The following is a 13,338-nucleotide window of genomic DNA, read 5'->3' on the forward strand; positions in this document are numbered from 1 at the left end:
CCGTGCTCACTCTCTTGGCCTGGGTTCAGCTCGTGCGGATGCGCAGTCGGTAGCCGCGCTTCACGACGGTCTGCACGATCGCTCGGTCGCCGAAGGATTCGCGGAGGCGGGCGACGGCGACGTCGGCCGCATGGGTGGTCGTCGGGCTGCCCGGCAGCCTGGCGAGGATCTGCTCCCTCGTGACGACACCGCCCGGGTTGCCGGCGAGGAGGCGCAGGACTCGCAGGGCACCCGGGGAGAGCTCGATGACGTCGTCGCCGATGACGGCGCAGCTGGAGCGGAGGAAGAGGCGTCCCGCTTCGGTCTCGATGCCTTCGGCAGCGCGCTGCGCGTAGTGCTCGATGAGCTCGCGGATGAGCGCGCCGAGCCGTCCGCGCTTCGGGACGACGGGTTCGATGCCGACCGAGCGGAGCGGGGCGGCGGTGATGGGGCCGACCGCGACGGTCACGAGCGACCCGTCGCGGCAGCGCTGACGGATGCGGTCGAGCGCGCCGCCGGTCTTCTCGGCGTCGTCCGCGTCAGCATCGCCGGAGAACGACTCGAGCCAGGCGGAGACACCCGGCGCCGACGTGAACACGATCGCGTCGACCTCGCCGTCCGCCGCCTTGAAGGCCCACCGGGAGAGCAGCGCCGGGTCGGCGGGTGGCCCCCACCGGTACACGATGAGGCTCTCGACGTCGGCCCCCGCGGCGAGGAACTCCTCGTCGAGTCCGTCGGCTCCCGAGCCATGGTGCTGGAGCGCGATGCGCGCACCCTCGACGCCTTCTGCGAGCAGGAACTGGGCGAGCTCGGCGGAGGTCTCCGACTCGGCCACCCAGTCGGCGTTGAGCCCGGCCGCTTGGATCGCCCCGCGTGCCTTCGGTCCCCTCGCGACGATGCGCGCGTGGGAGAGCACCGCGACGAGGTCCTCCGCGAGCCCGTGCGCATCCGCTGCGTCGATCCACCCTCGGAAGCCGACGCCGGTGGTGGCGACGACGATGTCCGGAGGGTTCGCGATGACGCGCTTCGTCGCGTCGAGCAGGTCGGCGTCGTCTTCGACGGCGGTCATGGTGAGCGAGGGAGAGTGGCGGATGATCGCCCCGCGTCGTTCGAGGGCGGTCGCGAGCTCACCGGAGCGGCGGTCGCTTGTCACGACGACGACGACGCCTGCCAGGTGCTGTTCCTGGGGAGGGCGGGTGCGTGCACCGCTCGCTGGTGGGAGGCTCATGCTGACAGTGCGTCCTGTTCCTGGAGCGAACGAGTGGCCTGCAGGAGGCCGAACTGGGCGACTTCGCCGATGACGATGATGGCGGGGTTGGCGACGCCGACGCTGCGCGCTGTGGCGTCGATCGTGCGGAGGCTGCCGCGCGTGACGCGCTGGCGGGGTGTGTGTCCGTTCTCGACGATGGCGACGGGCATGTCGTCTCGGACTCCGGCGTCGACGAGCTCGTCGCAGATGCGGCCGAGGGCGGAGACTCCCATGAGCACCACGAGGGTGCACGTGTCGCCCTTCACCGATCGGAGGAGTTCGGCTCCGAGTCGCTGGTGGCCGGTCACGACCTGGAATGAGTTGGCGACGCCGCGGTGCGTGACCGGGATGCCTGCGGCGGCCGGGACGGAGATGGCGCTGCTGATGCCGGGGACGACCTCGACATCGATGCCCGCTTCGTTGCAGGCGAGCACCTCCTCGCCACCCCGCCCGTAGACGAAGGGGTCTCCGCCTTTGAGGCGCACGACGACGAGCCCCTGCTTGGCCTTCTCGACGAGGATGCGGTTGATCTCGTCCTGCGGCACGGGGTGGTGCCCAGGCTGCTTGCCCACGTCGATGATCTCGACGTCGGCGGGCAGCTCGGCGAGCACCGAGCGCGGCCCGAGGCGGTCGGTGACGACGACGTCGGCCTCCGCGAGGGCGCGTCGTCCGCGGAGCGTCATGAGGTCGGCGTCGCCGGGTCCCCCGCCGACGAGCACGACCCGACCTGTGCCTGCACGGTGGCGGCGCAGGTCGATGTCTCCGGCGCGCAGGTTCTCGGCGAGCTGGTCGCAGATGAGGCGGCTGCGGCGCGGGTCGGCGCCCTGCTTCGAGACGACGCCGATCTCGACGGCCCCTGCGTCGGAAGTGGCGGGGGTCTTGGCGCTGCCGGCGGATGCGTCGCTCGCGTTCACGCACCAGACGCGTCGCTCATTGGCCCATTCGGCGACGAGCAGGTCGGTGGTCCTGTCGCCGGTGGCGGTGTGGACGAACCAGGCACCGTCGAGGTGGTCTGCGCGGACGGGCTCGGCGAGCCAGGTGACGAGCCCGTCGGCGACGAGCCCGCCGATCGTGCCGCCGAGTTCGGGGGCGACGATGGTGACGGATGCGCCGGCCGTGACGAACTTCTGGGCGCGTCTCGCGGAGACGGCGCCCGCGCCGACGATGACGACGTCCCGGCCGGTGAAGTCGAGTGCCATGAGCGTGCTCATCGTGTGCCTCCGAGGTCGACGAGCACGGTCCCGTGCTCGATGCGCACGGGGTAGGTGAGGAGGGTGCGCTCCTCTTTGCCGACGCTGTCGAGGCATTCGCCTGTGGCGAGGTCGAAGACCTGCTTGAACATGGGCGAGGCGACGGTGAGCCGTCCGCCGCGAGTGCCGACGAGGCCACGGCTCATGACCTGCGAGCCGGAGTACGGGTCGGATTGCTGCACGGCGAACACCGACTCGTCGCCGAGGCGGAAGAGCGCGATCTGCGTTCCGTCGAGGATGGCGGCGACCCCACGTTCCGGGTGGAGGGCGCTCAGCGGGCAGACGGCGACCCACTGCGTCTGCGCGGCCACGGCGTCGGCCGCCTGCGTGTCGATGGCGATGCTCATCGTCGGACCTCCAAGGTCGTTCCTGCGATGACCGTGCCGGCGCTGCGGTCGGTGTCGTTTGCCGGGCGGAGCTGCCCTCGCTCTGGCACGTAGCCGAGCGAGGGGTCCGGCGTGGTGGGGGCGTTGACGAAGGAGACGAACCGCTCCATGACCTCGGGGTCGTTGAGCGCCTCCTGCCATTCGTCCTTGTAGTTGTCGACGTGGTTCGCGACCATGGCGTCGAGGTCCGCCGCGATGCCGAGGCTGTCCTCGAGGACGACGGCGCGGAGGGTGTCGATGCCGCCGTCGAGGTCCTCGATCCAGCGGGCCGTGCGCTGCATCCGGTCCGCGGTGCGGATGTAGTAGCCGATGAAGCGGTCGATGGCGGTGATGAGCTGCTCGTCGTCGAGGTCCTCGACGAGGAGCTCCGCGTGGCGTGGCGTGAAGCCGCCGTTGCCGCCGACGTAGAGGTTCCAGCCCTTCTCCGTGGCGATGACACCCACGTCCTTCGCGCGCGCCTCGGCGCATTCGCGTGCGCATCCCGAGACGCCGAATTTCAGCTTGTGCGGCGAGCGGAGGCCGCGGAAGCGCAGCTCGAGGAAGATGGCCATGGCCACCGAGTCCTGCACGCCGTACCGGCACCAGGTGGAGCCGACGCACGACTTCACGTTGCGCAGCGCCTTGCCGTACGCCTGCCCTGACTCGAACCCGGCGTCGATGAGCTTCTTCCAGATCTCGGGCAGCTGCTCGATGCGGGCGCCGAAGAGGTCGATGCGCTGGCCGCCGGTGATCTTCGTGTAGAGGCCGTACTCCTTGGCGACGGCGCCGATCGCGATGAGCCCGTCCGGGGTGACCTCGCCGCCGGGGATGCGTGGGACGACCGAGTAGGTGCCGTCCTTCTGCATGTTCGCCATGACGTGGTCGTTGGTGTCCTGCAGGGCTGCCTGCTCGCCCTTGAGGATGTGCCCGTTGCCGAGCGAGGCGAGGATCGAGGCGACGACCGGGCGGCAGATGTCGCAGCCGCGGCCACCGTTGCCGTGTCGCTCGATGATGCCCGTGAAGGTGTGGAGGCCCGTGACGCGGACGGCGTCGAAGAGCCCGGCGCGGGACATCGCGAAGTGCTCGCAGAGCGCGTTGCTCACCTCGACGCCGGTCTTCGCGAGCTCCGTGGAGAAGATCTTCTTCACGAGCGGCACGCAGGAGCCGCACGCGGTGCCTGCATTGGTGCAGGCCTTGACACCCGCGAGGTCGGTGCAAGCGTGGTCGGTGACGGCGCCGCGCACGGCGCCGACCGAGACGTTGTTGCAGGAGCAGACGGTGGCGTCGTCCGGCAGGTCGCCGCCGACCTCCGGCATGCCGTCGGCCGGCAGCAGGTACGCGGCCGGGTCGGTGCCGAGCTCGCGCCCGACCATCGGGCGCAGGGAGGTGTAGGCGGAGGCGTCGCCGACGAGCATGCCGCCGAGCAGCACCTTCCCGTCGTCGGACATGACGAGCTTCTTGTAGACGCCGCCGACGGGGTCGGCGTAGGTGACCTCCAGCGCGCCTGGTGACTCGGCGAAGGCATCGCCGAAGCTCGCCACGTCGACGCCCGTCAGCTTCAGCTTCGTCGAGAGGTCGACTCCGGGGAAGGTCGCTTCTCCCCCGGTGAGGCGGTTCGCGACGACCTCTGCCATGGAATATCCGGGGGCGACGAGCCCGAAGCACTCACCGTCGATGGAGGCGACCTCGCCGATCGCGAAGATGTTGGCGGCGGATGCGCGGCAGGAGTCGTCGACCTCAATGCCACCGCGAGCGCCGAGCGCGAGCCCGGCGTCGCGGGCGAGCTCGTCGCGGGGCCGGATGCCGACGGCGAAGACGACGAGGTCGGCGAGCTCGGGTTCGCCGTTCGGGAAGTCGAGGCCCGCCGCGCGGCCCTCGGCGTCGAGGACGACAGCGCTGGCTCGTGAACCGGTGCGCACATCCACGCCGAGGTGCTCGATGAGGAGACGGAGGGCCTCGCCGCCACCCGCGTCGAGCTGGGCGGACATGAGGTGGCCGGACGATTGGACGACGGTGCACTCGGCGCCGAGGGCGACCATGGCGCCTGCGGCCTCGAGGCCGAGGAGTCCCCCGCCGACGACCGCGCCGCGGACGGTTCGGCCGAGTCGCTGTGACAACTCCGCAACCTCCGCCTTGAGCGCGACCACGTCGTGGACCGTGCGGTACACGTGCACGCCTGGCGCGTCCACTCCCGCGATCGGGGGCTTCGCGGCGGCGGACCCGGTGGCGATGACGAGCTCGTCGTAGTGCTCGGTCGCGCCGAGGGAGGTGACGAGGGTGCGGGTCTCCGGGTGGATGCTCGTCACGGTCTCGGCGGTGCGGAGCGTCACGTTGGGGTGCGACCACATGAGCGGTCTGCCCAGCTCGAGCGCGGCCGGGTCGACGCCCGAGAAGGTGCTCGTGAGCTGCACCCGGTCGTAGGGGCGCCACGGCTCGTCGCCGATGACGGTGATCGCCCAGACCCCATCGGAGTCCTGCGATCGCAGCGACTCGATGAATCGGTGCGCGACCATGCCAGCGCCGATCACCACGACGTGGCGAGAGCGGGGCGCGGGGGTGGGCATGTCGTGAGCGTAGGTCTGGGATGTTTCGTCACCGTACGGCGATTGTTTCGGGGTCATCACAGCTCGTCTCGGTGTGCTCGAGTGGGTGCGCGCATCGTGGCTCCTCCGTGGATGAACGGCGACGGGTGGTCGCTGACATGGTCAGAGCGTAGAAACCGCATGTTTCGCGACGTGCGTGCTGCTGTTTCGCCGAGGCAACTTCCTTGGCACGCGCGCTCGCGGAGGGTGTGAGAAGTGAGAAATGGGAAACCGCGCTGGCGGCGTCGGTGGCCTCCCCTCGGCCGTGGCCGGTGTCGCGCGCTCGGCCCGTCAGGCTGGACAATAGGCAGGTGACGATCAGCAGCAGTTCTCGGCGGGCCGTGTTCCTCGACATCGACGGAACCCTCACGGACGAACTCGGCAACGTGCCGCCCTCAGCGGCGGCGGCCATCCACGCGGCTCAGTCTCGGGGCCACCTCGTCTTCCTCGCGACCGGGCGGAGCCCGCTCGAGATCGACCCCCGTGTGGAGGAGATCGGCTTCGACGGCATGGTCGCGGGCGCGGGCGCCTACGTGCAGCACGCGGGCACCTGGCTCGTGGACCTGCACCTGGATGAGGCGGACGCCCGCTCGCTGGCCGCGGAGCTGGACGATCTCGGCATCGACTACAGCCTGCAGGGGCGACACGGGATGCACACGACCGAGGGGCACCGTTCGCGCATGCGCCGCCTGCTCACGGGGTTCGGCTACACGGACATCGAGAACTCGGGCCTGCGGCACCACGTCGTCGACTCCGGCCCGATGAAGTTCGACCAGACCGCCAAGGTCGTGTTCAGCAGCGACGACGAGGCCTCCTTCGATCGAGTGCAGGCCCGACTCGGGAGCGCCTACGCGATCGTCGGCGGCACCATGCCGGGCCTCGGCAACGGCGGGGGCGAGATCTCGATGCGCGGAGTCCACAAGGCGGCGGCGATCGAGGCCCTGCTCCCCGTGCTCGGCCTCGGCCTGGAGGACACGATCGCCGTCGGAGACAGCGGCAACGACCTCGAGATGCTGGTGGCGTGCGGCGTCGGCGTCGCGATGGGCAACGGGACCGCCGAGGCCAAGGCCGCCGCCGACCTCGTCACCGGGGCGGTGGACGAGGGCGGACTCCACGCGGCGTTCGTGCGTCTCGGGCTGATCGAGGAGCACGCAGGCCGGTGAGCTCACCGGCGGTCGGCGAGACCTCGTCGGATACGGCCTAGAGCCACTTCTTCCATTTGAAGACCGACCAGAGGACGACGCCGAGCGCCACCATCCCGAAGAGCGCGAGCGGGTACCCCCATTCGGCCTCGAGCTCCGGCATGTTCGTGAAGTTCATGCCGTAGACCGTGCCGACGAGGCTCGGGGCGAAGAGGATCGCCGCCCAGCTGGTGATCTTCTTGATCTCCTCGTTCTGGGCGATGCTCTGCTCGGAGAGCTTCTTCGTCTCCTCGCTCTGCGCGAGGCTGGCCTCGGAGAGTTCCCTCATGGCCTCGTTCTGCTGCTGCGTGACGAGCGTGCTGTGCACGGTCAGGGCGTTCTCCAGCAGCACTCGGAAGGAGTCGGCGCGCTCCGCGATGCGCAGCGAATGGTCGAGGACGTCGCGGTAGCGGGCGCGGAGCTCCTCGCTGGTGTTGTACTTCTCGGCGCCCCGCAGGAGCGCCTCGAGGATGGTTCGCAGTGGACTCGTCGCTCGCTGGAAGTTGATGACCTCGCCGAGGAGCTCGTAGATGCGGCGCGTGACGCGTTCGTCGCCCGCGAAGAGCTGATCCTCGATCTCGTCGATGTCGTTCTCGAGGCCGGCGGTCACTGGGGCGTATCCGTCGACGACCTGGTCGAGCACCGAGTAGAGGACAGCCTCGGGGCCGAGGCTCAAAAGGGCGGGACTCTGCTCCATCCGGTGCCGGACGTCTCCCAGCTCCGGGCGTGCCGCGTGCCTGACCGTGACGACGAACTCGGGGCCGACGAACAGGTGGATCTCGCCGAAGTGCACCGTCTCGGTGGCATCGACGTACCAGGCGGGTCGGAGCACCACGAAGAGGGTGCTGCCGTAGCGTTCGATCTTCGGCCGCTGGTGCCCGACCCGTGCATCCTCGACGGCGAGCGGATGCAGATCGAACTCCTTGGCGACCGCGTCGAGCTCCTCGTTGCTCGGCTGGAACAGGCCGATCCAGGCCATTCCAGCGTGCTCGCGCAGCTTCTCGAACGTCTCGTCGAGCGTCACCGGGGTGAAGCAGCGACGCCCCTTCACGTAGATCCCATTGTCGATCAAGGCCATGGCTGCCCTCCTAGCACGTCGGATGTCGGTGGGGCTTCCACGGCAGCTGAGCGATCAGCCGCGGACCATGGTGCCGCCCCGCCGACTGACACTACTTCCTCGCACGTCGACAACCAGCCGCCGATGCATCCACCGGCGAGGGAGAGACCTCAGAGGGAACGCGCCAGCTGCCAGTCCCGGAAGTCCTGCGCGATTTCGGCGGCGTGCGTGTGGTGGAGGTAGTGCTCCCCATCCACGGGAATGACCGTGCCGTCGCTGACCTCGGCGGCCTGCCGCTCGTGGAGGCCCATCCAGTCGCCGTTGTTCGCGTTGTCGGCCTCCACGAAGAGGAGGAGCGGCAGCTGCTCCGGGAAGCTCGTGCCGAGCGCGTTCCCGAAGTTGCTCCCGAAGTGGTCCATCTCATCGAGGTAGGTCGGGCTGAGCGAGTTCCGGTTGCTGATGAGCGTGATCTGCTCGCGAGCTTCATCGGTGTAGACGGGCTCCTCGTAGCCGACTCCCCCGACGGCGGTGATGAGTCGCATGAGGCCGAGGTTCCTGACCGCTGCGAAGAGTCCCGTCGGGAACTCCTCGTCCATGCCCGGCTGACCGGGGACGCTGGTGTCGATGCCCACGAACGCCGTCATCTCGTCGGGGTAGCGCTCGGCGAACTCGAGCCCGTAGATGCCGGCGATGGAGTGGCCCATGAGGATGTAGCGATCGACGCCGAGCTCCTGCAGCGCCGCGTGAACCTCCGCGACGACGTTCTCCGTCGTGCGCGCTCGATCCGTGCCATCGCTGAGCCCGTATCCGAACGGCTCGACGACGATGACGCGGTGATCCTGCGCCAGGTGGTCGACCAGGGGCTGGAAGTCGAGGACCGGGGACGCCGTGCCGGAGCCGGGGAGCAGCACGATCGTGTCGGCGGCGTCGCCCGCGACGAGGACGTTCATCTGGCGACCGTCGACGTCGACCTTCTGCCCGTACTGCTCGATCCGGCCGCTCTCGATCCCAGACGCCACCGCGTGCACGACCGTCGTCGACACCAACGCGAGCGCAACCACCGTGCATACCGCCGCAACCCCGAGCAGTGCCCTCTTCACGAACTTCTTCACGCACGCCTCTCCTGCGGCGCACCACGCGCCGACCAGATGAGTCTTCCGCTCGCACTGGCCGAGCACATCGGCCGAAGGCGTGAGTTCTGGCCTTCAGCCGATGGCGTCCTCAGGCGTGGACCGAGCGAGCGGCGACCGCGACGGCCTCTGCGACGGCGGCCAGGCTCGGCCACGGGAACGGGCGGGCTTTATGCACGGGCAGGATCAGCGTCGACGGCCGCGGCTGCTCGAGCTCCGCTTCGAGCGGGCACCGTGCTTTGCTTTGCCGGGCTTCTTGGACTTCGCGGTGTGCTTGGCGCGGGCGTCCGCCTGCTGCTGGCGCTTCTTCTTGGCGCTGCGCTTCTTGACGACGATTCCGAGCACGAAGGTGACGATTCGCAGGAACATGGGTGACTCGCTTTCGGGGGTGAGTTAACGGGCGCGGCCTGGCCGCCGATCGGCGGCCAGGCCGGCTGAGGTGATGGTTTCCGGGGCCAGGCGCCCGCTCAGAGGCGCGCTGGCTTCGTGCTGCGGACTACTGGACGCGCGCTTCCGCGGGCTCTTCCTGGTTGTCGTCGCTCGGCAGGTGCACGTCGTTGATGGTGACGTTCACCTCGGTGACCTCGAGGCCGACGATCGACTCGACGGCGCGGATGACGTCGGCCCGGACGCCGTCGGCGACATCCTGCAGCGAGACCGGGTACTCGGCGACGATCGTGATGTCGACGGCGACCTGCTTCTCGCCGACCTCGACGCTCACGCCCTGGCTCTGGTCGCTCGCGTTGAGCGCATTGCGGATGGCGCCGATCGCGCGGGCCGCGCCGCCACCGAGGTCGTAGACGCCGCGGGCTTCGCGGGCAGCGATGCCGGCGACACGGGCGACGACACTGTCGACGACGGTCGTCGTGCCGTGGGTGGAGGCGAGCTCAGTGCCCGCGTGGCCGGACGTCACGACGCTCTTCGAGGCCGCGTCCGTCTTCGGCGCTGCCACGGTGCTGGGGGTGGCGGAAGCGTTGGGGGTGACGTTCGTCATGGGATGCTCTCCTTGGTTTCGAGCCCTGGTGCCGGTGCACCGCTGTGGGGCGTTACAAGGGAGACGTGGTCCACCGCCATTGCGTCACAAAGTTCTCGAGCCTCTCGGCGAACACTCAGGGAGGAGTTCAGCGCGCCCCGGCGTCCTCGCGGATGAAGTCGACGGCGCGCTCCGCAACCGTCATGACCGTGCCGACCGGGTTCAGCGCCGGGATCGTCGGGAAGACCGACGCGTCGGCGATGCGCAGGCCCTCGATGCCGTGCACGCGCAGCCTCGAGTCGACCACCGCGAGCGCATCCCCTGCCACGCCCATCCGTGCCGTGCAGGACACGTGGTAGACGGTCTGGTGCGTCGCGCGGAGCACTTCGGAGAGCTCCTCGTCGGACACGACGTCGGGGCCGGGGAACACCTCCCGCACCAGGTGCGAGGCGAACGGCTCCTGCTGCGCGACTCGGCGCGCGAGCTTGGCACCCTCGACGAGCATGGCCTCGTCGCGGCCGGCCGCATCGGTGAAGTACCCGTAGTCGATGGACGGGGCCACGTCGGGCGACGGGGACGTGATCCACACGCGTCCGCGACTGCGCGGTTTCGCGACGTTCGGCGCGAGCGACACGTTGTTGGCCGGGATGTCCGCGCCGAACCGCTCGGCGTGCACCGTCCAGGAGTGGAGCGGGATGTGCGTCGAGATGTCGGGGACGGCGCTCTCTGGGTCGACGCGCACGACGTAGCCGGCATCCCAGCCCGTCGCGCACACCTCCGAGCGCTCTCCTCTCGCCTCCCAGACGACGAGGCCCTCCGCGTGATCCTGGAGGTTCTCGCCGACCCCGGCCAGGTCGAGTATGGGCTCAACGCCGGCAGCTCGCAGCACCTCGGCTGGGCCGATTCCGGATCGCTGCAGGAGCGCCGGGGTGTCGATGGCGCCGCAGCTCAGGACGACCTCGCGCCGCGCCGTGATCTGGTGCGCTTCGCCGCGCTCGGGCCGCACGAGGACGCCCGTGACACGGCCGCCCTCGATGGTCAGTCGCTCGACGATGGAGCTCAGCACGACCGTCAGGTTCGGCCGGTCGAGGTTGTCGTGGAGGTAGGCGCGCGAGCTCGAGGCTCGGTCGTTGCTCTCCGGGTAGTAGCCGATCTCGAAGAAGCCAGCGCCCTCGACGAACTCCTCGGCATTCCACCGGCGTCGCTGCGGCAGGTCGAGCGCCGCGGCGGCGGAGGTCACCGCATCCTGGATGTACGGATTGCGGTCCGCATCCGCGACCGGAACCATCGGCGCAGCGATCCGGTCGAAGGCCCGGCTCACCTCCTCGTAGCCCCACCCCTCGACTCCCGCCGCCGCCCACTCCTCAAGGTCGCCGCGCAGGGGGCGCCAGCTGATCATGGTGTTCGCGGTCGAGCAGCCTCCGAGGATGCGCAGCCTGGCCTGACGGATGAACGAGTTGCCGCGGGCCTGCGGGACGCTGCGGTAGTCGAGGTCGTATTCGCCCTCGAGCATCTCGGCCCAGCGACGGATGCTGCCGGCTCGCGGCTCGTCGACGTCGCTGGGCCCAGCCTCGATGAGCGCGACGGAGACGCTCGGATCCTCGCTCAAGCGCGACGCGACGATGCTCCCCGCTGTTCCGCCGCCGACGACGACGTAGTCGAACAGCTGCTGGACTTCTGCGTTCACGTGCCACTCCGCTCGGTTAATGCCGGTCTGCGACTCGGGCTCTCTCCCAGCATCCGAGCTTCGACCGTGGCGACGCAAATACGGAAGCCTGAAGACGTGCATCGCTTTCCATGATGCAAAGTCGCCTCAACATTCCTGAAACGAATGGGAAACGTCGGGGCTCCATCCTGGGCTCTCCGGTGGATGCCGCGCGATGAACGCCGCGATCCGCAACCGCGGCGCATCTCGCGAAGCGATGCGGCTGATCGCCAATCGCTATCCACCGAGCGCCGCCGCGCGGCTAGGTTCGAAGCACGCAACCGCACTCCTTCCGCCAGATCTGAGGCCAGGACTGCGACGCGGCAACGACGCCGACCCCTGGAGTTCGCCATGCCCGAAACACCCGCAACATCCGTGGTCCAATTCGAGACCAGACACATCCTTCCCATTCCCGAGAACGAGCGGACCGGATCCGTCTGGTCGCTCTTCGCGATCTGGGTCGGCATCAACATGCTGCCCCTCACCGTCGTCACCGGGGCACTCGCCAGCGGCGGATTCGGCCTCTCGATAGGCTGGAGCATCGTCGCAATCCTGACGGGCAACCTCATCGGCGCGTTCGGCGCGGCCCTCCACGCCTCCCAGGGCCCGCACCTCGGGATCCCGCAGATGCTCCAGGCCCGTGCCCAGTTCGGCTACCTGGGCGGCAGCCTGCTGGCGGCCATCGCGCTGCTCATGTTCCTCGGCTTCTTCGCGAGCATCCTCGTGGTCGCGAAGGACAGCCTCGTCGCCGTCTTCCCTTGGCTCCCCGGCTCGCTGACCATCCCCGTGCTGGCCGTCATCGGCATCGTCATCGCGATCGTCGGCTACGACCTGCTGCAGAAGATCATGAAGGTGCTCTCGACCCTCATCGCGGTCGCCGTCATCGTCGCGATGGTCGGGCTGCTCATGAACCCGGCGGTCACCTCGCAGCGCGCCGAGGCTGGCTTCACGACGGAGGGCTTCTTCGGGATGCTCGCCATCGGCATCGTCTGGCAGCTCGCCTACGCCCCGTACGTCTCCGACTATTCCCGGTACCTCCCCAAGAAGACAGGCCCCGCGGCGGCCTTCTGGGCGACCTACCTCGGGCTCGTCCTGAGCAGCGTGTTCGTCATGGTCCTCGGCGTGCTGCTCGGCGCCGCCAACCCGGAGAACCCGCTCGGTGCGCTCGCCGAGCTGCTCGGTCCCGTCGGCATCGTCGTGCTGCTGATCTTCGGCCTGACCGCCGCCGTCATCAACGCCGCCGAGCTGTACTCGGGTGTGATGTGCGCGCTCACCGCGGCGCAGTCGAGCTTCAGCCGCATCACGATCACGAGCCGCACCCGTGTGACGGCGACGATCATCTGCGGCGTCATCGCCACGCTGGGCGCGATGGCCGGCGACTCCGACTTCATGGTCGTCTTCCAGGGCTTCGTCGCGCTGCTGCTCTACGTGCTCATCCCCTGGTCCGCCATCAACCTCGTCGACTACTTCATCGTCCGAAAGGGCGACTACGCCGTCGATGAGCTCTTCCAGCGCGACGGCGGGCGCTACGGTCGCTGGAACGCCATCGGCCTCGGCACCTACGCGCTCGGCCTTGTCGCGCAGGCACCGTTCATGATCTCCGCGTTCTACACGGGCCCGCTCGCGGCTCCCCTCGGGAACGTGGATGTCGCGTGGATCGTGGGCTTCGTCGTCAGCGCGGTCGCCTACCTGGTGCTCGTCAAGGTGACGAAGCGGGACGATGGCGACCTCGTGAGCGCGCCCGTCGCGGTGGACTCCACCGTTCCAGGGGCCGTCGCCAAGGGCTAGCCCCGCACGGGGAAGGACATCGGGCCCGGTGCGAGTTCACTCGCTCCGGGCCCGCTTCTCGATGTCAGCGCCGATTCTC

11 protein-coding genes are annotated in these 13,338 nt (G+C 69.3%); 2 read left to right on the forward strand and 9 right to left on the reverse strand.

The features are described 5' to 3' along the window. Positions 1–25: 25 nt before the first annotated feature. The 4 genes from C5E10_RS10645 to nirB are packed head-to-tail and all read right to left on the reverse strand — an operon-like array spanning position 26 to position 5,407. Entirely contained in the window at positions 26–1,207 is a 1,182-nt protein-coding gene (locus tag C5E10_RS10645; protein ID WP_104331611.1) for a uroporphyrinogen-III synthase, read from the reverse strand. Beyond that, the gene (cobA, locus tag C5E10_RS10650; protein WP_104331612.1) at positions 1,204–2,439 is read right to left on the reverse strand and encodes a uroporphyrinogen-III C-methyltransferase; all 1,236 of its coding nucleotides are present in this window, start codon (positions 2,437–2,439) and stop codon (positions 1,204–1,206) included. The genes C5E10_RS10645 and cobA overlap by 4 nt, the downstream gene beginning before the upstream one ends. Then, positions 2,436–2,825 (reverse strand): nitrite reductase small subunit NirD, encoded by a 390-nt coding sequence (gene nirD, locus C5E10_RS10655; RefSeq protein WP_104331613.1) that lies wholly within the window; start codon positions 2,823–2,825, stop codon positions 2,436–2,438. Before nirD ends, cobA begins: the two co-directional genes overlap by 4 nt. Next, on the reverse strand, positions 2,822–5,407 hold the full coding sequence (gene nirB / locus C5E10_RS10660) for a nitrite reductase large subunit NirB (RefSeq protein ID WP_104331614.1): 2,586 nt from the start codon (positions 5,405–5,407) through the stop codon (positions 2,822–2,824). The genes nirD and nirB overlap by 4 nt, the downstream gene beginning before the upstream one ends. 329 nt (positions 5,408–5,736) lie before the next feature. Here nirB and C5E10_RS10665 point away from each other — a divergent pair, with 329 nt between their 5' ends. After that, complete coding sequence (locus C5E10_RS10665; protein WP_181062725.1) at positions 5,737–6,588, forward strand: Cof-type HAD-IIB family hydrolase; 852 nt, start codon at positions 5,737–5,739, stop codon at positions 6,586–6,588. 37 nt (positions 6,589–6,625) lie between these two features. On the opposite strand, the gene C5E10_RS10670 is transcribed toward C5E10_RS10665, so the two are convergent. The 5 genes from C5E10_RS10670 to C5E10_RS10690 form a co-directional block, all read right to left on the reverse strand. Continuing rightward, complete coding sequence (locus tag C5E10_RS10670) at positions 6,626–7,684, reverse strand: magnesium and cobalt transport protein CorA (RefSeq protein ID WP_104331616.1); 1,059 nt, start codon at positions 7,682–7,684, stop codon at positions 6,626–6,628. A 149-nt stretch (positions 7,685–7,833) separates the two neighbouring features. Beyond that, complete coding sequence (locus C5E10_RS10675; RefSeq protein WP_104331617.1) at positions 7,834–8,775, reverse strand: alpha/beta hydrolase; 942 nt, start codon at positions 8,773–8,775, stop codon at positions 7,834–7,836. A 204-nt stretch (positions 8,776–8,979) separates the two neighbouring features. After that, entirely contained in the window at positions 8,980–9,162 is a 183-nt protein-coding gene (locus C5E10_RS10680) for a hypothetical protein (protein WP_104331618.1), read from the reverse strand. A 127-nt stretch (positions 9,163–9,289) separates the two neighbouring features. After that, positions 9,290–9,787: an Asp23/Gls24 family envelope stress response protein gene (locus tag C5E10_RS10685; protein ID WP_104301053.1), complete on the reverse strand. Its 498-nt coding sequence runs from the start codon at positions 9,785–9,787 to the stop codon at positions 9,290–9,292. A 127-nt stretch (positions 9,788–9,914) separates the two neighbouring features. Then, on the reverse strand, positions 9,915–11,453 hold the full coding sequence (locus C5E10_RS10690) for a GMC family oxidoreductase (RefSeq protein WP_219820353.1): 1,539 nt from the start codon (positions 11,451–11,453) through the stop codon (positions 9,915–9,917). Between the two features lie 369 nt (positions 11,454–11,822). Between C5E10_RS10690 and C5E10_RS10695 the strand changes: the two genes are divergently transcribed. Next, complete coding sequence (locus C5E10_RS10695) at positions 11,823–13,259, forward strand: cytosine permease (RefSeq protein WP_104331620.1); 1,437 nt, start codon at positions 11,823–11,825, stop codon at positions 13,257–13,259. Positions 13,260–13,338 lie beyond the last annotated feature (79 nt).

It is taken from the genome of Pseudoclavibacter sp. RFBG4 (assembly GCF_002931515.1).
Lineage (GTDB): Bacteria > Actinomycetota > Actinomycetes > Actinomycetales > Microbacteriaceae > Pseudoclavibacter.

Coding starts and splice junctions, on each gene's coding strand:
- C5E10_RS10680 (WP_104331618.1), bottom strand. CDS start 9,162: ATGTTCCTGCGAATCGTCACCTTCGTGCTCGGAATCGTCGTCAAGAAG.
- nirD (WP_104331613.1), bottom strand. CDS start 2,825: ATGAGCATCGCCATCGACACGCAGGCGGCCGACGCCGTGGCCGCGCAG.
- C5E10_RS10670 (WP_104331616.1), bottom strand. CDS start 7,684: ATGGCCTTGATCGACAATGGGATCTACGTGAAGGGGCGTCGCTGCTTC.
- C5E10_RS10645 (WP_104331611.1), bottom strand. CDS start 1,207: ATGAGCCTCCCACCAGCGAGCGGTGCACGCACCCGCCCTCCCCAGGAA.
- cobA (WP_104331612.1), bottom strand. CDS start 2,439: ATGAGCACGCTCATGGCACTCGACTTCACCGGCCGGGACGTCGTCATC.
- nirB (WP_104331614.1), bottom strand. CDS start 5,407: ATGCCCACCCCCGCGCCCCGCTCTCGCCACGTCGTGGTGATCGGCGCT.
- C5E10_RS10695 (WP_104331620.1), top strand. CDS start 11,823: ATGCCCGAAACACCCGCAACATCCGTGGTCCAATTCGAGACCAGACAC.
- C5E10_RS10685 (WP_104301053.1), bottom strand. CDS start 9,787: ATGACGAACGTCACCCCCAACGCTTCCGCCACCCCCAGCACCGTGGCA.